The sequence below is a fragment of the Natrinema pallidum DSM 3751 genome, assembly GCF_000337615.1.
In the GTDB taxonomy this organism is placed as follows: Archaea; Halobacteriota; Halobacteria; order Halobacteriales; family Natrialbaceae; genus Natrinema; species Natrinema pallidum.
Map to the genome: position 1 here is coordinate 26,197 of NZ_AOII01000081.1, position 20,795 is coordinate 46,991.

Annotated in this window: 24 protein-coding genes and 1 tRNA gene; 18 read left to right on the top strand and 7 right to left on the bottom strand. The window is 66.4% G+C overall.

What is annotated here, in order from left to right; translation table 11 throughout:
- Positions 1 to 37 precede the first annotated feature (37 nt).
- Positions 38 to 1,090, bottom strand: coding sequence for a dipeptide epimerase (locus C487_RS13030; RefSeq protein ID WP_006186254.1), 1,053 nt, complete (start codon positions 1,088 to 1,090; stop codon positions 38 to 40).
- Position 1,091: 1 nt separating this feature from the next.
- Positions 1,092 to 2,111: a DUF1611 domain-containing protein gene (locus C487_RS13035; protein ID WP_006186255.1), complete on the bottom strand. Its 1,020-nt coding sequence runs from the start codon at positions 2,109 to 2,111 to the stop codon at positions 1,092 to 1,094.
- A gap of 482 nt (positions 2,112 to 2,593) precedes the next feature.
- Here C487_RS13035 and C487_RS13040 point away from each other — a divergent pair, with 482 nt between their 5' ends.
- The 13 genes from C487_RS13040 to C487_RS13100 all read left to right on the top strand — a co-directional run bounded on the left by C487_RS13040 (position 2,594) and on the right by C487_RS13100 (position 16,234).
- The gene (locus C487_RS13040; RefSeq protein WP_006186257.1) at positions 2,594 to 4,030 is read left to right on the top strand and encodes a sulfatase; all 1,437 of its coding nucleotides are present in this window, start codon (positions 2,594 to 2,596) and stop codon (positions 4,028 to 4,030) included.
- A 1-nt stretch (position 4,031) separates the two neighbouring features.
- Positions 4,032 to 4,457: a GtrA family protein gene (locus C487_RS13045; RefSeq protein WP_006186258.1), complete on the top strand. Its 426-nt coding sequence runs from the start codon at positions 4,032 to 4,034 to the stop codon at positions 4,455 to 4,457.
- A 93-nt stretch (positions 4,458 to 4,550) separates the two neighbouring features.
- A complete protein-coding gene (locus tag C487_RS13050; RefSeq protein ID WP_006186259.1) occupies positions 4,551 to 5,120 on the top strand; it encodes a YqaA family protein in 570 nt (189 codons plus the stop codon).
- 114 nt (positions 5,121 to 5,234) lie between these two features.
- Complete coding sequence (locus C487_RS13055) at positions 5,235 to 6,614, top strand: MFS transporter (RefSeq protein ID WP_049908146.1); 1,380 nt, start codon at positions 5,235 to 5,237, stop codon at positions 6,612 to 6,614.
- Between the two features lie 56 nt (positions 6,615 to 6,670).
- The gene (gene coaBC / locus C487_RS13060) at positions 6,671 to 7,843 is read left to right on the top strand and encodes a bifunctional phosphopantothenoylcysteine decarboxylase/phosphopantothenate--cysteine ligase CoaBC (RefSeq protein WP_006186261.1); all 1,173 of its coding nucleotides are present in this window, start codon (positions 6,671 to 6,673) and stop codon (positions 7,841 to 7,843) included.
- Between the two features lie 115 nt (positions 7,844 to 7,958).
- On the top strand, positions 7,959 to 8,597 hold the full coding sequence (locus tag C487_RS13065; RefSeq protein WP_006186262.1) for a DUF7344 domain-containing protein: 639 nt from the start codon (positions 7,959 to 7,961) through the stop codon (positions 8,595 to 8,597).
- 167 nt (positions 8,598 to 8,764) lie between these two features.
- Complete coding sequence (hpt, locus tag C487_RS13070) at positions 8,765 to 9,334, top strand: hypoxanthine/guanine phosphoribosyltransferase (protein WP_006186263.1); 570 nt, start codon at positions 8,765 to 8,767, stop codon at positions 9,332 to 9,334.
- 106 nt (positions 9,335 to 9,440) lie between these two features.
- Positions 9,441 to 11,087, top strand: coding sequence for an ABC transporter substrate-binding protein (locus C487_RS13075; RefSeq protein WP_006186264.1), 1,647 nt, complete (start codon positions 9,441 to 9,443; stop codon positions 11,085 to 11,087).
- 11 nt (positions 11,088 to 11,098) lie between these two features.
- The gene (locus C487_RS13080; RefSeq protein WP_006186265.1) at positions 11,099 to 12,046 is read left to right on the top strand and encodes an ABC transporter permease; all 948 of its coding nucleotides are present in this window, start codon (positions 11,099 to 11,101) and stop codon (positions 12,044 to 12,046) included.
- Between the two features lie 2 nt (positions 12,047 to 12,048).
- The gene (locus C487_RS13085) at positions 12,049 to 13,194 is read left to right on the top strand and encodes an ABC transporter permease (RefSeq protein ID WP_006186266.1); all 1,146 of its coding nucleotides are present in this window, start codon (positions 12,049 to 12,051) and stop codon (positions 13,192 to 13,194) included.
- A complete protein-coding gene (locus tag C487_RS13090; protein WP_006186267.1) occupies positions 13,194 to 14,297 on the top strand; it encodes an ABC transporter ATP-binding protein in 1,104 nt (367 codons plus the stop codon). Before C487_RS13085 ends, C487_RS13090 begins: the two co-directional genes overlap by 1 nt.
- The gene (locus C487_RS13095) at positions 14,294 to 15,634 is read left to right on the top strand and encodes an ABC transporter ATP-binding protein (protein ID WP_006186268.1); all 1,341 of its coding nucleotides are present in this window, start codon (positions 14,294 to 14,296) and stop codon (positions 15,632 to 15,634) included. Before C487_RS13090 ends, C487_RS13095 begins: the two co-directional genes overlap by 4 nt.
- A 72-nt stretch (positions 15,635 to 15,706) precedes the next feature.
- A complete protein-coding gene (locus C487_RS13100; RefSeq protein ID WP_006186269.1) occupies positions 15,707 to 16,234 on the top strand; it encodes a hypothetical protein in 528 nt (175 codons plus the stop codon).
- 190 nt (positions 16,235 to 16,424) lie between these two features.
- On the opposite strand, the gene C487_RS13105 is transcribed toward C487_RS13100, so the two are convergent.
- The 4 genes from C487_RS13105 to C487_RS13115 all read right to left on the bottom strand — a co-directional run bounded on the left by C487_RS13105 (position 16,425) and on the right by C487_RS13115 (position 17,486).
- Positions 16,425 to 16,499, bottom strand: a tRNA-Met gene (locus C487_RS13105).
- Positions 16,500 to 16,565: 66 nt separating this feature from the next.
- Positions 16,566 to 17,012, bottom strand: coding sequence for a GtrA family protein (locus tag C487_RS13110; RefSeq protein ID WP_006186270.1), 447 nt, complete (start codon positions 17,010 to 17,012; stop codon positions 16,566 to 16,568).
- On the bottom strand, positions 17,005 to 17,127 hold the full coding sequence (locus tag C487_RS21720) for a hypothetical protein (RefSeq protein WP_275039945.1): 123 nt from the start codon (positions 17,125 to 17,127) through the stop codon (positions 17,005 to 17,007). The genes C487_RS13110 and C487_RS21720 overlap by 8 nt, the downstream gene beginning before the upstream one ends.
- A gap of 80 nt (positions 17,128 to 17,207) precedes the next feature.
- The gene (locus C487_RS13115) at positions 17,208 to 17,486 is read right to left on the bottom strand and encodes an HAH_0734 family protein (protein WP_006186271.1); all 279 of its coding nucleotides are present in this window, start codon (positions 17,484 to 17,486) and stop codon (positions 17,208 to 17,210) included.
- A 146-nt stretch (positions 17,487 to 17,632) separates the two neighbouring features.
- Between C487_RS13115 and C487_RS13120 the strand changes: the two genes are divergently transcribed.
- From C487_RS13120 to C487_RS13140, 5 genes are read left to right on the top strand one after another with little or no spacing between them, the layout of a single operon-like run.
- Entirely contained in the window at positions 17,633 to 17,914 is a 282-nt protein-coding gene (locus C487_RS13120) for a 50S ribosomal protein L44e (RefSeq protein WP_006186272.1), read from the top strand.
- A gap of 5 nt (positions 17,915 to 17,919) precedes the next feature.
- Positions 17,920 to 18,093, top strand: a complete 174-nt coding sequence (locus tag C487_RS13125; RefSeq protein ID WP_006186273.1) for a 30S ribosomal protein S27e — start codon at positions 17,920 to 17,922, stop codon at positions 18,091 to 18,093.
- Entirely contained in the window at positions 18,090 to 18,890 is an 801-nt protein-coding gene (locus C487_RS13130) for a translation initiation factor IF-2 subunit alpha (protein ID WP_006186274.1), read from the top strand. The genes C487_RS13125 and C487_RS13130 overlap by 4 nt, the downstream gene beginning before the upstream one ends.
- Complete coding sequence (locus C487_RS13135) at positions 18,890 to 19,069, top strand: RNA-protein complex protein Nop10 (RefSeq protein WP_006186275.1); 180 nt, start codon at positions 18,890 to 18,892, stop codon at positions 19,067 to 19,069. Before C487_RS13130 ends, C487_RS13135 begins: the two co-directional genes overlap by 1 nt.
- A gap of 6 nt (positions 19,070 to 19,075) precedes the next feature.
- Positions 19,076 to 19,843 carry a proteasome assembly chaperone family protein gene (locus tag C487_RS13140; protein WP_006186276.1) on the top strand — a complete coding sequence of 256 codons (768 nt, stop codon included), beginning with the start codon at positions 19,076 to 19,078 and terminating at the stop codon, positions 19,841 to 19,843.
- Positions 19,844 to 19,960: 117 nt separating this feature from the next.
- Here C487_RS13140 and C487_RS13145 read toward each other — a convergent pair whose 3' ends face one another.
- The gene (locus C487_RS13145; protein WP_006186277.1) at positions 19,961 to 20,740 is read right to left on the bottom strand and encodes a DUF7839 domain-containing protein; all 780 of its coding nucleotides are present in this window, start codon (positions 20,738 to 20,740) and stop codon (positions 19,961 to 19,963) included.
- Positions 20,741 to 20,795: the final 55 nt, after the last annotated feature.

Here is a 20,795-nt window from a genome sequence, read left to right on the forward strand (position 1 = left end):
ACATTCGTCGCGGGGTCGTGCGTGGCGGAACGGCGCGTCAGTCGCCTGCCGACTCGAGGACGGCACCCGTGCCCGGGCGCTCGAGGCCGCCGAGGTCGATCCGGCCGTCGGGCATCGGAACGCCGTCGGCGGGGTCGTCGGCCAGCAGCAGCGAGCCGTCGAGGTCGGCGTAGTCGAGCAGCGGCGCGAGGTGACAGGCCGCCGCGATCGAGGCGTTGGATTCGGTCATACAGCCGCACATTACGTCGAGGCCGTGGGCGCGAGCGGCGCTGATCATCCGTCTGGCCTCCCGCAGGCCGCCGCATTTCATCAGTTTCAGGTTCGCGATGTCACAGCGGTCGGCGATCCGGGGAATGTCCGCGAGCGTGATACACGACTCGTCGGCGGCGATCGGTAGTGCCGACCGCTCGAAGACGAACCGCAGTCCCTCGGGGTCCTCGGCCGGGACCGGCTGTTCGACGAACATGAGGTCGAACTCGGCGAGCCGGTCGATCTTCGCGACCGCTTCGCGTGGCGTCCAGGCCTCGTTCGCGTCGACGAACAGTCGCACGTCGGGCGCGACCGACCGGATCGTCCGGACGATCTCGAGGTCGCGGTCGGTGCCGAGTTTGACTTTCAGCGTGTCGTACCCTCGGTCGACGGCCGTTTCTGTCTTCTCGCGCATCGTCTCGAGGTCGTCCAGCCCGATGGTGTAGGACGTTGCGGGGGCGTCGTCGGGATCGAGTCCCCAGTATCGGTACAGCGGGACCTCGAGCCGTTTCGCGACGAGATCGTGGAGGGCGATGCTCACTGCGGTCCGCGCGGCCGGATTCCGCCGGACCGTGTCGCGCATGCGACGTTCGATCCGCTCGAGTTGGTGGGGGTCGCCGACGTCCTCGACGACCGCGAGGAGGTCGGGCAGGACGGCCGCGACGGTGTCTGCGGTCTCGCCGTAGTGAGTCGCCGGGGCGGCAGCGCCGAGGCCCGTTGGTCCGTCGTCGGCGTCGATCCGGACGAAGAGCACCTCGGTCTCGGTCGTCGTTCCCCGGGCGATCCCGAACGGGAACTCCAGGGGGAGCGAGCGGCGTTCGACGGCGGTCTCGAGGCTCATCTCAGCACAGCACCTCGAGCAACTCCTCGGTCCCGAAACGGATCACGTCGGTCGCGGGGCGACCGAGCGCATCGGCGTACTCGTCGACGGCCTCGCGGGCTTGCTCGTCGCTCTCGAGGCCGGCGGTGTTGAGCGCGCCGGCGACGACCCGACTGTCCGCGACCGGCGCGGCGATGCTCTCGTAGAGATCGATGTAGGTCTGCATCGACGGCAGCGGGACTGATTCGTAGCCGTGGATCGCGTCCTGTCCGGCGTTGTGACAGAGGACGAGCGTGTCGGCCATCGACCCGTGGAGGATGCCGAGCGTGACCGCCGAGTACGCTGGATGAATGATGCTGCCCTGGCCCTCGACGAACAGGTAGTCGTGATCGTCGCCCTTCTCGAGGATCAACTCCTCGACCGCGCCCGCGGCGAAGTCGCTGATGACGCGATCGATCGGCGTGCCCCAGCCTTCGATCATGATCCCGGTCTGGCCGGTCGGGATGACGGCGGCGTCGTGTCCGGCCGCGCGGGCGTCGCGGGCGAGTTCCATCGTCGTCGTCATCTTGCCGACCGAACAGTCGGTGCCGACGGTGAGGATCACCTCGGCGTCGACCTGGTCGGCGACGCCGTCGGCAACCGTGAGATCCGCCGGCGGGTTCCGAACGTCGCGAATCTCGCAGTCGTTGTCGGCCGCCAGCCGAGCGAACTCCGCGTCGTCCGCGAGGAAGTAGTGCAATCCGGAAATCACGTCACAGCCGTTCTCGAGGGCCGTCCGCACGTCCTCGCGCCAGCTCTCGTCGAAGCCGCCGCCGATCGGCGCGATCCCGATCAGCAGGGCATCGACGGCGTCGGGCTCGAGGTCGGCCATTCCGGAGACGATCGGCGCGTCCTGAACGTCGGGAACGAGGTCCGCGACGCGTCGGTCGTCGTTCGCTCGATCGAGGACGGCGACGACGTCGTGATCGGCGTACCGGAGGACGCCGAGTGCTGTCTTGGCTCGGTCAGGGAATTTCTCGTGTGCGAGAATTGCGACACGCATACCCGGAGAGAGATGAAGCGGCCACTTATACTATTGGCGGCCAGTCCGGGAACGCGCCGAGAGACCTGTAGTCGAAACTGAACGGCAGCGAACACCTGATCGCACGACAGCGTTGCGATCAGTGTGTCAATCGTTTCGGTTGCGACTATCGGTTCGGTAACCAATGAGTGTCGTCCGGCGAAGGGCACTGATCGGACCGGGCGGCGATCGGCGGCGAACGACGAGTGGTTAAAAATCGATTACGATATATAATTGAATTAAATATATCAGGGCTCGAGAGCGAATGCTATCAAGAAGTTTTTACTATTTCGTGGATACCGAAACTCTCATTCCGGTTACCACCCGATTCGACCACAACTTCGTGTTCCACCAGTTCGGACGAGTCGGTACGGGGCCGATTCGCGACGGTTCTGTCGATCTCGTTCAGTGGGGCCGAATCAGTACGTCGAACTGACATTGCTCGGCGGGAGTGCTGGAGAGAAATGACATCCGATACATCGGTTTCGAACGTCGTGCTCGTCACGGTCGACTCGCTGCGGGCGGACGCGATCGGTCCGTACGAAAGCGACCGCCACACGCCCGTCATGGATTCCCTCGCCGACCGCGGGACCGTCTTCGACCGGGCCTTCGCGACCGGTAACTGGACGCCCTTTTCGTTCCCGTCGATTCTCTCCTCGCGGCCCGTGTTCGCCGACAACGGACGAATCGGCGTCGAGGAGTCCCCGACGCTCGCCGAGACCGTTTCGGACGCCGGCGTCGCGACCGGCGGGTTCAACGCCGCAAACGGGTTTCTCACGACCCACTGGGGGTACGACGACGGGTTCGACGAGTTCGACTCGTTCGTCGCGAACGTCGGCTCGAGCGTCTACAGCCGCTATCTCGCGACGCATCCGACCGTCGAGGCCTGGCTTCAGTTGGCCGCCTCGCCGATCCGCCGCGCGGGCTCGTGGCTCCGGGGCGAGACCGACGATCGGCCGTTCCTCGATACGTCCCGGCTGTTCGACATCGAGCACGCCGCAAGCGAGTTCGTCGCGGAGACGTCGTCGCCGTTCTTCCTGTGGGTTCACTACATGGACGCCCACACGCCATACGTCCCCGCTCCACGCTACATCCGCGAGGTCTCGGACGACCGGGTCGGGACCCACAGAATGCTGCTCGCCCACACCCGGACCGGACTGGGGTTGGGCGTCAGCGATCGCACCCTCTCGGACCTTCGAACGCTCTATCAGGCGGCGGTCCGACAGGTCGACGCGAGCATCGGGCGACTCCTCGAGACGCTCTCGGCGAACGATCTCGCCGACGACACCGCGGTCGTTCTGGCGGGGGATCACGGCGAGGAGTTCCAGGAACACGGCCATCTCGCCCACTATCCGAAACTGTACGACGAACTGATTCGGGTCCCGCTCATCGTCGACGTTCCCGGTGCCGAGGGGGGCCGAGTCGAGGGGCAGGTCGGACTCGATTCGATCCCCCCGACGGTGACCGATCTGCTGGACATCGAGGCCCCGGCGTCGTGGACCGGCGACACGCTCGTCCCCAGCGTCGTCGGGGACGAGTCGCCCGCCGACGACCCGGTCGTCTCGGTCACGGTCCGGGACGACTCGGTGACGGCCCAACCGATTCCGCGCTCGCTTGCGGACGGTGACCTCCTCGTCAGCGCCCGCAATCGAGACTGGACCTACATCGAAAACGTCGCCACCGGGGAGCCCGAACTGTACTATCGGCCCGACGATCCGCGACAGCAAACGAACCTCGCGACGGAGCCGACGCCGGAACAGCGGGACGTGATCGAATCGCTCGCGCCGGTCGCGACGGCGCATGCGAACACGCTCCGGGACCCCGACGACGAGGCGACGGCCGACGACGAGGGCGTCGACGAGGACCTCGAGGCACGGTTGTCGGCACTCGGCTACCGCTAGCATGATCCGATCATTCCTTCGCAGTCTCGTCGACGGCCCGTTCGCGCGCCAGTTGCGGCGGTTCGTGATCGTCGGCATCGTGGCTGCGGGGGTACAGATGGGGTTGCTCTGGGCGTTCGTCGACAACGTCGGCCTCCATTATCTGCTCGGGGCGGTGATCGCCATCGAGATCACGATCGTCCTGTCGTACGTGCTCAACAACGCCTGGACCTTCGAGGCGTCACAGAACACCGGAACAACCGAGTATCTCGTCGGCTTGCTCAAGACGAACGTCGTCCGCGGGACGGCGATTCCGATCCAGCTCGGCGTCCTCTTCGGCTTCGTCGAATGGGTCCACCTGCCGTACCTGCTGGCCAACGGGATGGCCATCGCGCTCAGTGGCGTGTATCGGTACGTCCTCGACGCGCGATGGACGTGGGGGTCGTGATGGTCGCACAGTCCCTCTCGGCCATGTCCCGCCGCACCCAACGGCCGATCGGTCGACCGACCGGGCGTTGACCGCCCGAGCAACTGATCAGCCATGAACGGCATACTTCCGCTCCCATCGCTTCTCGTGTTCGACGTGCTGTACGGACTCCTCGTCGGGAGCGGCGAGGCCATCGTCGAATCCGCGACCGGTTGGGGCGGCATGGGAATCGTCTTCGTCTACTCGTTTCTGATCGCGTTCGTCCTGCCGGGCCCCAGCGAGGTCGTCCTCCTCGCGCCGCTCGAGATCGGCCTGCCCCCGTGGCTGCGACTCTCGAGTATCATGCTCGTCAGCGCGACCGGAAAGATGGCCGGCAGCGTGTTCGCGTTCCACCTCGGACAGGAGGTCAAACACTCGGGACCGATAACGCGGTGGCTCCGCCGGTCCCGGTGGGACGTGCTGGCGTGGTCGGAGAACCGCACCGTCCAACTGGCCCAACGGTACGGCTACGGGGGCCTCGCGATCGCCCTCTCGGTTCCGTTCTTCCCCGATACGATCTCGATCTACGCCTTCGCCGTCCTCGAGACGGATTACCTAAAATTCGCGCTGGCGACGTTCGTCGGAAGCCTCGGCCGGTTCCTCGTGACGCTCGGTCTCTTCGGCAGCCTCGTAACGGTGTTCTGATGCCGGCGGTGATCCCGTCGCCGGTTCGGGTCGGCCGGCCGTTTCGGCCACGGGGTCCGATGGCTCGGTCCGAATATCACCACGGTTTATCAGTTCGCGTCCGAGGTGACGGTAATCACTGATCGCTGGCTCACCGCCTGGGGACTCGGCTCGATCGCCTTCGGTGGTGCATCGCTGTTAGTCCCGCTCTACCTCGTCTTGCTCGGTGCAACGCCGGTACAGCTCGGAGTCCTGGCGGCGACGGCGGCCGTCGTCGGCGCACCCGGTGCGATCGTATTCGGGCGAGTCGCGAATCGAGTTGACAGTCGTCGACCGCTGGTGCTCGGAACCCTGATCGGCGTCGCCGCGTCGCTCACCGCGATTCCCTTCCTGACGTCGATTACGGCCGTCATCGTCGCGAACGCGGTTCTCTGGCTGTTCGTCTCGTCCGTCGGGCCCGTCCTGACGATGCTCGTCGTCGACGACGCGCCGGAGTCCGCGTGGAGCGAGCGGATCGGCCTGGTGAACAAGTACCAGGGGTACGGCTGGGCGGGCGGGCTCGTCCTCGGGACGGTCTGGCCGTTCGTCGGCGGCCGGCTGCTCGCGGCCGGCACGGTGACGCGGACGCTGTTCTGGGTGCTCGCGGCCTGTGCCGGCGCGGCCGCTGTCCTCGCGGCGCGAACGCTTCCCCGGCCCGCGCCGTCGGCACACGTCACCGACGAGCGCGCCGCCCGGCGGATCGGACGGCTCCTCGCGGACTCGGGCCGCGGTATCAGAGGCGCGACTTTCGCCCTCTCGCCGAACCGGCTCTACTGGACGACGCGTGGCATCGACCCGCGACGACTCGCCGACCGATTCGATCCGGCGCTGACGACGTACTTCGTCGCCGGCCTCTTCTTCTTTACCGGCTCCGCGGCCTTCTGGGCACCCCTTCCGCTGTTCCTGACCGACGCTGGCTTCGACTCGAGTCGGGTCTTCGCGCTCTATCTGACCTCGAGCCTCGGCTCCGCGGTCTGTTACGAAACCGCCGGGCGGCTCGCGGCCCGGTACGACGTTCGCCGTCTCCAGTCGGGCGCGCTCGCTGCCAGAGGAGCGCTGTTCCCGTCGCTCGTCGCCGTCACGGGACTGGGTGCCTCGCTCGCGTTTGGCGCTGCCGGCCTCGTGCTGGCGCTGCTCGGGGTCACGTGGGCGGGGATCGCCGTCGTCGGGACGGCGATCGTCACTCGACTCGCGCCGGCCGGCGCCCGTGGCGAGATACTCGGCGCCTACGTCGCACTGGGCGCGGTCGGCGGCGGACTCGGCGGGGTCCTGGGCGGGTGGGCCGCTACCGCCGGTTACTTCGTCGCCTTCGCTGTGTCCGGTGCACTCGTCCTCGTCGGTGCCGGTCTCGTCGTCTCGCTCGAGGCACTCTCTCGCGACGACCGCGTCGCGACCCCGTCGGAGCCCGCGGCGGCATCCGGGTCCGACGACACGGAGATGGGATCGACGGCAGCGGCGCGCCCGCGACGCGACTGACGCTCGGTCGCCGATGGCGGTACTGATAAACCGGCCACGCGTGAACTGCGAGGTGAATGCTCGAGGGAGTCAACGTCGCGCTCGGGGTGACCGGTTCGATCGCCGCCGTCAAGACAGTCGAACTGGCCCACGAACTGCGACGGCAGGGTGCCGCGGTCCGCGGGGTGATGACCGACAGCGCACAGGGGATCGTCCACCCCTGGGCCGTCGAGTTCGCGACCGAGAACGCGGTCGTCACGGAGATCACGGGCGGCGTCGAACACGTCGACCTCTGCGGATACGACGGCTGGGCGGACGTGCTCCTGATCGCGCCCGCGACGGCCAACACCGTCGGCAAGATCGCCGGTGCCGTCGACGACACGCCCGTCACCACGTGCGCGACGACCGCGCTGGGTGCCGACACGCCGATCGTGATCGCGCCCGCCATGCACGAACCGATGTACGACCACCCCGGCGTGCTCGAGGCCATCGACACCGTCTCCGAGTGGGGCGTCGACTTCGTCGATCCCCGCATCGAGGAGGGGAAGGCCAAGATCGCCAGCGAAGAAGCGATCGTCCGCGATACGGCCCGCGCGGCGGGCGATCGGCCGCTCGAGGGCGCACACGTCGTGGTCACGAGCGGGGCGACCAGCGAGTCGATCGACCCCGTTCGGGTTATCACGAACCGCTCATCGGGGAAGATGGGCCGGGCCGTCGCGACGGCCTGCTACGTCCGCGGGGCGGACGTGACGCTCGTCCACGACGGTCCCGAGGTTCCCTACGCCGATGTCCGCACGGTCGAGAGCGCTCGGGACATGCTCGCAGCCACGCGCGAGGCCTGCGACGACGCCGACGCGCTCGTCTCCGCCGCGGCGATCGGCGACTACACCGTCGACACGAGCGCGGAGAAGATCCGTTCGGGCCAGGACCTTACGCTCGACCTCGAGCCGACGCCGAAGCTGATCGACGAACTCCGCTCGGCCCATCCCGACCTCCCGATCGTCGGTTTCAAGACCGAGACCACCGGCGACGAGGACGCGATGATCGAACAGGCCAGGACCACGCTCGAGCGGGTCGACCTCGCGTTCGTCGTCGCGAACGACGCGAGCGTGATGGGTGCCGAGCGGACCAACGCCCTGCTGGTCCACGCGAGCGATGCGGCTCGGTACGAGGGGACGAAAACCGGACTGGGTGGCGAAATCGCCGACTCGATCGCGGCGATACTGTCGCCGAACGTGACAGATAGTTAATTGTAACTCGAGTCCGTCAGGACAATTATATGGGTGGGGTTCATCCGACCGGCATAATGGATAGACGATCGGAGTTGGAAGGGAAGGGATCACCGGCGTCAGCCGGCGCTTCGAGGTGATCGAGGTGGTACAGCGACAGCGAACTGACGAGACCGATACCGGTGATGGGGGGGCCGACGACGCTGCCGAGGACGCCGTGACCGACGACCCGCTCTCGAAAGGTGAAATATTCGAAGTCCTGCGGAACCAGCGGCGGCGCTACGTCCTGCAGTATCTCAAGCAGGACGACCGACCGGTCGAACTCGGCGATCTGGCCCAGCAGGTCGCCGCCTGGGAGTACGAGACGACGTTAGAGGCGGTTACGCCCGAACAGCGAAAACGGGTCTACACCACGCTTCAGCAGACGCACCTCCCGAAGATGGACGGGTCCGGCATCCTCCGGTTCGACTCCGACCAGGGCGTCATCGAGGCGACCCAGCGCACGCGCGATATCAGCGTCTACCTCGAGATCGTTCCCGGTCGGGAGTTCGCGTGGCGGGAACTGTACCTCTCCTTGGGTGCGATCAGTTGCGCGCTCGTCGCCGCGCTCTGGCTCGAGATTTATCCGCTGGTCCGACTGTCGAACCTGGCGTGGACGGCCATGATCGCGGTGACGTTCACGCTGACCGCGGGCGCACACATTTACCACGAGCGGAACATGCGCCTCGGTCACGGAGACCAGCCGCCGGAACTCAGCTACAGTACCGACGAGTAGCGATCGGTGTGCCGGAAGGGCCGGCTAACGTGCTCGAGGCGACGATATGGGTGTTTCGACCGACCGAACGGTCGGCTGGACCGGCGCGCTGGATGTGAGACGTTCGCATCTGTCGGGCCGCTCGCTCGTATCGTCAACTTTTACTCCGCTACCGTCCCACCGACGACATGGATCAGTTGAAGCAGTCGCTCCTGGAGGCGCCGATCATCGAGAAGAACGGCTATCACTACTTCGTCCATCCGATCAGCGACGGCGTTCCGAAACTCGACCCCACCCTCCTGCGGGAGATCGTCATTCGGATCATCCGGAAGGCGGAACTCGACGAGGTCGACCGGATCGTCACCCCTGCAGCGATGGGGATTCACATTTCGACCGCCGTCTCGCTGATGACCGACATTCCGCTGACGGTCATCCGGAAGCGCCAGTACGGACTCGACGACGAGGTCGCGATCTCCCAGAAAACGGGCTACTCGGAGAACGAGATGTACATCAACGACGTTCGCGAGGGCGAGCGCGTGCTCGTCCTCGACGATGTCCTCTCGACGGGCGGCACGCTCGCCTCGGTGCTCACCGCACTCGACGAGATCGGTGCGGAAGTCGTCGACACCGTCGCGGTCATCAAAAAGGTCGGCGGGGAGAACGAAGTCGCCGACACCGACTACAACGTCAAGACGCTGATCAACGTCGATGTCGTCGACGGCGAAGTCGTCATCATCGACGAAGAAGGCGATCAGTAAGTAGCGTCGGTTACTCGCCGGTTTTCGAGCGATATTCCCGGTCGCTTCACTTGTCCGTGTACACCTATCACAAGGAATATGTCGCTACGATTTGAATTACATACCGATGCCAGGAAATAGCGTCGGATCGCGCGAGCGGCGACCGATCCGGCGGCGTTCGCTCTTGACGAGCGTGGGTCTGGTGGGAATCTCCGGGTTCGCCGGCTGTATCCGCAGTAACAGCGTCGAAGCCGACGGGCCGGCCGAGGAGCTGATTCAACAGGGGTTCGCGGCGACCGATACCGACCCGCCGTTCGAAACGACGATCGTCGTCACAGAGGGTACCGAGCGAAGCCGCGTTGCGACGCTCCTCAAGTCCGAACTCGAGGACACCGGCTTCTTCGAGATATCGATCGAGGAATACAAGTGGACGACGCATCTCGATCTGTTGACCACGGCGGCCGACGAGAACAAAAACGCCCTCTTCATCGTCAGTTGGACCGGCGGCTGGGACCCCGACGACTACGTCAACATGCTGTTTCACTCGGACAGCCACCCGCCCAACGGACTCAACGTCAATCAGTACGCCGACGAGACCGTCGACGAGTACATCGAGACCGGACTCGAGGAAACGGTCTTCGACGAACGGGTCGAGATCTACCGGCAGTTACAGGAGCGACTGGTCGCCGACGCTCCGGTATCGTTCGTTCGATTCGGCGAGGTGACACACGTCTGGGATGCCGACGCTGTCAGCGGGTGGCAGGCGTATCCGCTCGAGACGGGAGCGTACAACGCGGTCTACGCCCCCTGGGCCGACACCTTCACGAAACTCGAGGGGAGCACGGAACTCGTCGGCGACCTCGGAAGCGATATCTCGACGACCGATCCCGCGTCGATGAACGACACCGCCTCGAGCCAGGCGACGCAACTCGTGTACGAGGGGCTTACCGGTATCGACTTCGACGGGACGGTGCAGCCTGTTTTGGCCGACGAATGGAAGCGGCTCGACACCACGCGGTATCGGTTTTCCCTCCGGGAGGGCGTCCAGTTTCACAACGGCGAGGAACTCACCGCCGCCCACATCAAGTGCTCGTTCGAACGCTACGAGGGCGAACCGCGCGAGGCCGACGTCTTCGATTGGTACGGTGACAGCGAGATCGTCGACGACTACACGATCGACATCGACTGCCGACGGGAGTACGGCCCGTTCGAGCGGCGACTGTTCGACGTTCCGATCGTCCCGATGGCGGCGATCGACGGTGATCTCGACCTCGAGTCGACCCCGATCGGAACCGGCCCGTATCGGTTCGTCGACTACCAGGCGGGCAACGACTGTCGGCTGGAACGGTTCGACGAGTACTGGTTCGAGGGCTCGGAGACGGTTCCGGCGACGGCACCGGTCGAAACCGTTCGTCTCGAGGTGATCACCGAACCGGCGTCACGACAGGGCGCACTCGAGGCCGGGAATATCGACGTCAGCTACGGCGTCCCGTCGGCGAGCCTTGCGGACCTGACCGCCGACGACGCCTACGGCGTCGACCGCCACGTCGGCGGCGGGTTCGATATGCTGATCTACCCGCTCTACCGCGAGCCGTTTTCCAGCGCTGCCGTCCGCCGGGGCTGTAACATGTTGCTTCCGCGCGAGCGGATCGTCGAGGAGGTGTATAACGGGGTCGGCCAACCGGCGTACACCCCGATCTCGCCGCTGCTCGAGGCGTACGCAGACGAGGAGTTTCAGGAGCGGATCGCCGACGAATACGTGCGGTCGCCCTGACTACCCCATCAATGTCGCTCGGACGCTACGTCCTCACGCGGATTTCGGTCGCGGTTCCAGTCCTGCTCGGCGTCACCGCGCTGACGTTCTCGTTCATCCACGCGCTCCCGGGCGACCCGATCGATGCGCTCGTCGGGTTCCGGAGCGTCAGCCCCGCCACTGAGGCCTCGATTCGGGCCGAATACCACCTCGACCGGCCGATCTGGGAACAGTACCTGCTGTGGGTGCGGAACGTGCTGGTCCTCGAGTTCGGCGAGTCGCCGATCACCGGTCGGAACGTCGCGGCGACGGTCGGCCGCCGGCTGCCCGCGACGCTCGCCCTCGGCGGGGCGGCGTGGCTGCTCGCGCTCGCGATCGGCGTTCCCACCGGTATCGTCGCCGCAGTCCGGCGCGGCGGGCCGGCGGACGAGCTCAGTCGGCTCGCCGCGCTTGCCGGGATCGCGACGCCGAACTTCTGGCTCGGACTCGTCCTCCTGTTGATCTTCGGCGTGCGACTCGGCTGGGTTCGCGTGATCCCGCCGGACGCGCCGCTGGCGAGCCTCGCGATGGCGAAGTTCATGCTCCTGCCAACGATCACGCTCGGAACGGCCTCGGCCGCCTTCGTCACGCGGCTGCTGCGGTCGTCGATGCTAGCGGAACTCGATGCGGCCTACGTTCGGACGGCGCGCGCGAAGGGGCTGCGCGAACGAACGGTGATCCTGAAACACGTCCTGCGAAACGCTCTCCTCCCGGTCGTAACGATCACCGGGCTCCAACTCGCGTTTCTGATCGACGGTGCCGTCGTGGTCGAACGGATCTTCTCCTGGCCGGGCATGGGACGACTCCTCGTCCGGTCGATCCTCCAGCGGGACTATCCGGTCATTCAGGCCGGCGTCCTGCTCATCGGCGTCTCGATCGTCCTCGCGAACCTGCTCGTCGACATCGTCTACGCGGTACTCGATCCACGCATCCGATACTAACCATGAGCGACCGACAACCCACCACCGACCGCGGCCGGATTCGCATCGTCGGCTTCGACGACGCGGACTCGGATCGACCCGGCGACGCGACCTCGAGCGATGACGGCGACGGGTCACTGGCTGCGACTGCCGAGCCACCGGCCGGGCGCACCGATCGACCGACCGCCGACACGCAGTCGCGGACGGGCCCGACAGCGGGGGCGAGTAGGTCCGGGACCGCACTCGAGGGACCCGGATCCCGGTCCGCCGGGTCGTGGCAGCGGTTCCGCCGGGATCGGACGGCGATGGCCGGGCTGACGATCATCGTCGTCATGGCAGTGCTCGCGGTCTTCGCCCGCCCGATCGAGGTCTCGACGGCGGAGTACACGATGACGCTCCAGCCCGTGTCGCTGGCCCCGTACGATCCCGCGCAGCCGTTCGTCGGCCCGGCGAACGCGCCGCCGTCGTGGGACCACCCCTTCGGCACCGACTGGGCGGGCCGCGATCAGTTCTCTCGAGTGCTCGTCGGCGGCCGCTACACCCTGACCGTCGGCCTCGTCGCCGTCTCGCTGGCGTTGGGCGTCGGGATTCCCCTCGGCGCGATCGCCGGCTATTTCGGTGGCTGGGTCGACGAAATCATCATGCGTCTCGTCGACGTCCTGTACGCCTTTCCGTTCCTGATTCTCGCGATCGGAACCGTCGCGATCCTCGGACGGGGCTTCTGGAAACTGGTGGTTGCGCTGGTCGTCACCGGCTGGATCGGCTACGCCAGGCTGTTGCGCGGCGAAGTCCTCTCCGTCCGCGAACGGGAGTACGTCACGGCGGCCAGAGCGCTCGGCATCCCCGACCGAACGATTATCCGTCGCCACGTCGTCCCGAACGCGATCACGCCCGTCGTCGTCCAGGCGACGCTCAACGTCGGCACGGTCGTTCTCACGGCGGCGGCGCTTGGCTTTCTCGGGCTCGGCCTGGAAGCCGACACCGCCGAGTGGGGCGCGATGCTCTCTCGAGGACGGGACTCGCTGCTCCAGGGCCACTGGCACGTCACCGTCTTCCCCGGGATCGCGATCTTCCTGTTCGTGCTGGCGATCAACCTCGTCGGCGATGGCGTCAACGACGCGCTCGATCCCCACCGGGACGCGAGCGACGACCGGAGGCGGATGCGCTGATGGCGCTGCTCGAGGTCGACGATCTCGTCGTGCAGTTCTACACCGACGATGGCGTGGTCCGTGCCGTCGACGGCATCAGCTACGAGATCCGCGCGGGCGAGACGGTGGGACTGGTCGGCGAGAGCGGGGCCGGCAAGAGCGTCGCCAGCCTGGCGCTCCTCCGTCTGCTCCGTGACCCCGGCGAGATCGTCCGCGGGGAGATCCGGTTCGACGGCCGCGACCTCCGCGAGTGCTCGGCCGCCGACCTCCGGGAGATCCGCGGCAACGACATCGCCATGGTGTTCCAGGATGCCGACGCCGCGCTCAATCCGGTCTACACCGTCGGCGAACAGATCGCCGAAGCGATTCGCGCCCACGAACCCGTCACCGATCGCGAGGCCCGCGAGCGGGCGATCGACCTCCTCGAGCGGGTTGGGATCGCGGACGCGACAACGAGATACTCCGACTATCCCCACGAGTTCTCCGGCGGCATGCAACAGCGGGCCGTCATCGCGATGGCGCTGTCCTGTGACCCCGCCCTCCTGATCTGTGACGAACCGACGACGGGACTCGATGTCACCGTACAGGCCGGCATCCTCGAACTGCTCGCGGACCTCGCCCGGGAATCGGAGACGGCGATTCAGCTCGTGACGCACGATCTCGGCGTCGTCGCGGAACTCTGTGATCGGGTACTGGTCCAGTACGCCGGCGAGATCGTCGAGCGCGCGCCGGTCGAGGACCTGTTCTACGACCCGAAACACCCCTACACCGCCGGGCTACTGGCGTCGATACCCCGACTCGGCGACGATCGGAACCGCCTCGCGACGATCCCCGGGACGATGCCGAGCCTGGTCGACCCGCCGACGGGCTGTCGGTTCCATCCGCGCTGTCCCTTCGCCGAGGACGCGTGTGCCCGTCGGAACCCGTCGCTCGTCGGGGCCGCCTCGGGGACCTCGGCCGTCGACGCCGGCCCCGACGCACACCTCGCTGCCTGCCTCGAGTACACCGGCGATCTCGAGGCCGGGCTGGACTACGAAGTCCAGGTCCGAGACGGGAGCGAGACAGGAGCGGACGATCCATGTCGCGAACGGAATCCGGGGACTCGGCGGGGTGAGACGCGGTGACGACGGCCGAGGACGCCCCGCTCCTCCGGGCCACGGGGCTCGAGACGTACTACTCCACCGCGGACGGGCTCCTCGATCGATTGCTCGGCCGCGGCGAGACGGTCCGAGCGGTCGACGGCGTCGATCTCGAACTCTACGCGGGCGAAACGCTCGGACTGGTCGGCGAGAGCGGCTGTGGGAAGACGACTCTCGGCCGAACGCTCCTCGGACTGCGGGAGCCGACCGGCGGCTCGGTTACGTACCGCGGCACCGAACTGACGGACCGCTCGCGATCGGCCCTGCGGGAGCTCCGGACGGAGATCCAGTACGTCTTCCAGAACCCCACGGCCAGCCTCGACCCGCGACTGACGATCGGCGAGAGCATCGCTGAAGCCCTCACGGCCCACGATATCGTTCCCCCCGACCGCCGCGACGAGCGCGTTCGAGAACTGCTCGAGACGGTCGGGCTGCGGGCCGGCCACGCGAGTCGGTATCCCGACGAATTCTCGGGCGGGCAGCGCCAGCGGATCGGGATCGCCCGCGCGCTCGCGGTCGAACCCGAACTCGTCGTCTGCGACGAGCCGGTCTCCGCGCTCGACGTCTCGGTCCAGGCCCGCATCCTCAACCTGCTGTCCGACCTCCAGGACGAGTTCGGCCTCTCGTATCTGTGTATCGCCCACGATCTCTCGGTCGTCGAGCACATGGCCGACCGCGTGGCCGTCATGTACCTCGGCGAGATCGTCGAAACCGGACCGACGGCGGCCGTCTTCGACGATCCGTCCCATCCGTACACGGCGGCGCTGTTGTCGGCGATTCCCGAACCCGATCCCTGCTGGGAAAGCGATCGGACCGTTCTCGAGGGGTCGGTCCCGTCGCCGACGGAGCCGCCCGCCGGCTGTCGGTTCCATCCCCGCTGTCCGAGAGTCGTCCCGCCCGCGGCCTACGAGTTCGCGGACGACGCGTTCCGCGCCGTGATGTCGTTACGGACCCGTCTTGCACAAGCGGACGCCGACGCCGGACTCGAGGCATTGCTCTCCCGTCCCGATGCTCACGCGGACGTCGCGGCGGCGCTCCGGGACGCCTACGGGATTCCCGATCGGCTCTCCGATCCGGATGCGGACGCCGTTCTGACGGCCGCGCTCGAGACCGCCGCGGCCGGCGACCTCGACGAAGCGCGACGGCGTCTCGCGTCGGCGTTCGAGACGCCCTGCGAGACGGCCGCGCCGGTGTTGGAACCGGGGACGGCCGACCACCCGATCGCCTGCCATCGGTTCGACGACCGAATCGCGGGCGACGCCGAGTCGGACGGGAGCGACACGAATGCCGGCGGCGTTCAACGGGGACCCGACGATGACTAGCCGGACTACCGACGCACCAACCGGATACAGAAAGCGGCCCGCGCGGGCGGCCGACCGACGAGAGGTTACGCGATGAGACGGATCTACGAGTCTCGCGCGCTCGAGCGAACGAACGACGACCCGTTCGCCCCCGACGAAGACGAGTCGCGAGACGGGCCGCGGACGATCGACTGGGCGGCGTTCAGCCACGCGTTCACGCCGACGGCGCTGCGCCACCGGGCGATCGAGGTCGGCGTGTCGACGGACGCGCGGCGGTACGAGCCCGGCGACCCGGTCGACATCACGGTCACCTTCCGCAACCGACTCCCGTTCCCGATTCGGCTTCGTACGGAGTCGCCGAACCGCTGGCTCTGGACCGTCGACGGGCTGCAAGCGGCGTCGAAACTGCCGCGTGCGGTTCCGGACCGGCCCGCCGCGTTCTCCTTTACCCGCGGCGAACGCAAGACGTTCCGACGGCAGTGGCCCCAGCGCATCCAGGTCGCCGACGACGAGTGGGAACCCGTCGATCCCGGCACCTACACGATCGCGGTCCGGGTCGCGCGGGCCGACGCGGCCGATCGCGGACTCGTCGACAGCACGGCTATCGAAATAACGGAGTGACGGCCCCGGTTTTCTCGCTCGAGCATCGATGCCGGGACACCTCACTCCTGGCCGTGCTCGTCGGTGACTCCCCGAAAAGTACGTGAAAAGTACGCGAGCGGGTTGAACCACGGTCACAGCGAAGCCGCTTCCCGGTTCAAACGACTGCCGTGCTATGGATGACGGTCACGGATTCGTTCGCGCCAAAACATAGCGGGAGGTAGATTTGAACTACCGGTCTGCGGGTTATGAGCCCGCCGGAATCTCCTGGCTATCCCATCCCGCTATCACATCATACCCGAGTGCACTAGTTAAGGGTTGTGATTCGGGTGCCGTATGCGGGTTTTTATCGCTACTCCTGGTGAACCTGCCAGGTGTAGAGGCTCTCACAGGTATAGTTGACGAAGAAGCCGACGCCGATCCCGATCACGTTCGCGGCCACGTACCAGACATCGAACTGTTGGACCAGGACGCGCAGGACGGCCAGCGTCACCAGAAACCCGCCGAACCGGACGCCGTTCGAGCGGAGGAACCGCCTCACCAACGGTCCCAACCCGACCTGCCCGTACTCCGCGAACGTCCACCGCTCGTTGATGGCGAAGATAATCATAATCCCGAGCTCCCAGGAGAGGATCTTCGCCACGACCGGTCCGAGAAACGTCGCCTCGACGAGCGCCACGAGCACCACCGTGTCGACGGTGGCACCGACGGTCCCCACCCCGACGAACTGGGTAAACCGCGACGTCGAAAGCAGCGCACGAACCCGCGTCCGGATGGCCTCTGATAGGGAATCACTCATCGTCGTGTTCGCTCTCGAGCGGCTCGATCGTCGTCCCCCGGATCGCGATCGGAGTCGTCGAGCGACGCGTCGTTCCGAACGGGTCGGGAGACGGGTAGCCACTCGCGGGACCCATTCGTCCGCATGCCAGCCGCGGGAAGAAAAACGTTCTGAGACGGCTCGGGGAACGGGCCGACGACCGAGCCGCGACGACGCTCAGACCGCGAGATCGCTCTTCGATCGGACGACTTCGACGTCGTCGGCGTCGACGCGGTCGACGTCGAGGAAGTGGGGCGTGAAGTTTCGTTTCTCGTAGTCCTCGTATTCGTCTTCGCTGCCGACGGTACACCAGAGCTGGACCCGATCGGGACCGTGATACTCCCCGTTTCGATTGATCCCGAAACAGACCACCTCGGAGTCACCCTCGTCCCCCTCGTACCGAACGATGGCCCCGTTGCGGATTCCGGGATCGCCGTGAATGATGAGCTGCTTCATGGACGGCCGTTCACAGGAGAGCGGATTAAACGCTTCGGACCCGGGAGTAGCCGTCCGGATCGAAACGACAGCCGGCAGTAACGAGCGACGACGAACCAAACGGGTTTTAAACAGCGCTATCTTAGGCCACGGCAAGTGAGATAACTATGCAGATGCCACGCCGATTCAATACGTACTGTCCGCACTGCAACGAACACCACGAACACGAAGTCGAGAAGGCCCGAACCGGTCGCTCCTCGGGGCTGAAATGGGACGCTCGCCGAACCCGGCGGAGCACCTCGAGCATCGGTAACTCCGGTCGCTTCTCGAAGGTGCCGGTCGGCGAGAAGCCCACCAAGAAGACCGATCTCAAGTACCGCTGCGGCGAATGCGGCAAGGCCCACCTCCGCGAGGGATGGCGCACCGGCCGACTCGAGTTCCAGGAGTGATTCCAATGGCAGGAAATTTCTACAGCGTTCGATGCGGTGACTGCGAGAACGAACAGACCGTCTTCGGCAAGGCCTCCTCGGAGGTCGCCTGTGCCGTCTGTGGCACGACGCTCGTGCGGCCGGCCGGCGGGAAAGCCGAGATCGAACACGAGATCGTTGAGACAGTCGAGTCACGATGAAGTACAGCGGCTGGCCCGATCCCGGCGAACTCGTCGTCGGCAAGATCGACGAAATCGAGGACTTCGGTGTCTTCGTCGATCTCGAGGAGTACGAGGACAAGCGCGGTCTGATCCACATCTCCGAAGTCGCGAGCGGTTGGATCAAGAACGTCCGCGATCACGTCCGTGAGGGCCAGATCGTCGTCTGCAAGGTCCTGGACGTCGACGAGGGGTCCCAGCAGATCGATCTCTCCCTGAAAGACGTCAACGACCACCAGCGCTCCGACAAGATCCAGGAGTGGAAAAACGAGCAGAAGGCCGACAACTGGATGGAACTGGCCTTCGGCGAGGAGATCGCCGACGAGGACTACACCGCGATCGCCAACGAACTGATCGCGATCCACGGTGGGCTCTACGAAGGGTTCAAGCAGGCCGCGATCCACGGCGACGAGGCCCTCGACGACACTGATCTCGACGACGACGAAATCGCATCGATCGTCGAAACGGCCCGCGAAAACGTCTCGGTACCGTACGTCAACGTCACCGGCTACGTCGATCTCGAGAATCCGACCGAGACCGGCGTCGACGGCATTCGGGAGGCCCTCGAAGCGGCCGAAGGCAACGGCGAGGTGCCCGAGGAAGTCGATCTCGAAGTGAGCTACGTCGGCGCACCCGAGTACCGAATTACGGTTCGAGCGCCCAACTACAAGACCGCCGAATCCCAACTCGAGGAGAGCGCACAGCGGGCAGTCACGGCGATCGAAGGCCACGGCGGGACGGGCGAATACCATCGCGAGCGCCGGACCGACGACGAGTAATGAAATCCGACATTCGGGTGTGCTCGGCGTGGCGCGAGGCCCACGACAGCCCGGTGTATACCCTTTCGGATAGCTGTCCCGACTGCGGCGCGGACGCGGAAAACAGCGCGCCGGCACCGTTCGATCCGAACGACCCACACGGGAAGTACCGACGCGCTCTTAAACGTCGCCGCCGCTGATACGGTATGGACGAACTCGAGATCGACGCAGTCGCCGAGGTCGAACTGGACGACCCCGTCCTCGTCGAAGGGTTGCCGGGTGTCGGACACGTCGGCACCCTCGCGGTCGAGCACTTACTCGAGGAACTCGAGGGTGAGAGCACGCTCGTCCGGCGGCTTTACTCTCGGGAGTTCCCGCCGCAGGTCAGCGTCGAGGACGGCGTCTCGGAACTGACCTGCGCTGAGATTCACGCCGTCGAGGTTCCCGAGGGCCGCGATCTCCTCCTGCTGACCGGCGATCATCAGGCACAGAGCAACGCGGGCCACTACACGCTGACCGACGCCTTCCTCGACATCGCCGAGGCGTTCGGTGCGACCGAAGCGTACGCGCTCGGCGGCGTCCCAACCGGCGAGCTCATCGACGAGTACGCCGTCGTCGGGGCCGTCAACGACGAGTCGCTGCTCGAGCCGCTCGAGGACGCGGGCGTCGAGTTCCGCGAGGACGAACCCGCCGGCGGCATCGTCGGCGTCTCGGGACTCCTGCTCGGACTCGGCGAGCGGCGCGGCTTCGAGGCGACGTGCCTGATGGGCGAGACCAGCGGCTATCTCGTCGACCCCAAGAGCGCCCGCGCGGTGCTGGAAGTGCTCGAGGACGTACTCGGCTTCGACCTCGCGTACGAGTCCCTCGACGAGCGGGCCGACGAGATGGAGGAAGTCATCGGCAAGATCCAGGAGATGGAGCAACAACAGCAGATGGACGTGCCCACGGACGACGATCTGCGATACATCGGCTGACGGCAGCGACCGGCAGCGCCGGACGGCGGAGCACGAGTCCCTTTTCGAAAGCCGACGCGCCGCGAGAGCCCTCGCTGTCGTATGTCTCGAGTAGCTCCCGGAGTACGGCCGGTCGACTCAGCCTTCGAGCACTTCGTAGGAGATGTCGGCGTCCCGGAGCGCGTCGGTGACGCGGCCGACGGCGTCGGTCGTGGCCACGGCGGTGACCTCGAGTCCGTGGTTCGCGGCGTCGGCCGCGACCTCGCCGACGGCGAACGTGACGTCGGGATCGGCGTCCGCCTGTCGGCAAGCGACGATGGCTTCGACGCCGGCGGCGACTACGATATCGGCACCGTCGCAGGCGTCGGTAACCGTTTCGTCGTCGATCGCGCGGCTGCCACCGGTGCGGATCGAGGGGACCTGCAGAACGGTGACGGAGCCGGGAACCAGGTCCATGACGCCTTCGAAACTGGTGACGCCGACATCGGTTCCGGCCTCGGCGTCGGTCGTCGCGATGCCGGTCGCGGGACCGTCGCTGTCCGGCGTGGCGTGGAGCAGTCCGTCTTCGACCGTCAGCGAGACGGTCTCGCCTTCTTCGATGTCCGCGGTCGCGATGTAGGCGTCTTCGCTCATCGCGCCGAGCACGTCGCCGGTGACGTGGTCGGCGAACCGGCGGACGTCGTCGGCTGCCCGGAAGAGCCAGTCGACACCTTCGCGAGTGACGCGATAGCGCGATCGGCCTTCCTTCTCGACCAGGCCGTCGTCGACGAGTTCGCGGATGTACTCGCTGACGGCCTGGCTCGTCACGCCGACTTCCCCGGCGATCTCCCCCTGGCTGACTGCGGGCTGGCGCTCGGCGATCTGGACGAGAATCCGGAACCGCGTCGCGGCCCGCTTGTTATCGAGGACGTCGACCATGTAGCTAGCGTTTTCTCGAGCGACGGAAAAAGGTACGCGGTCGGCGGGTCGGCCG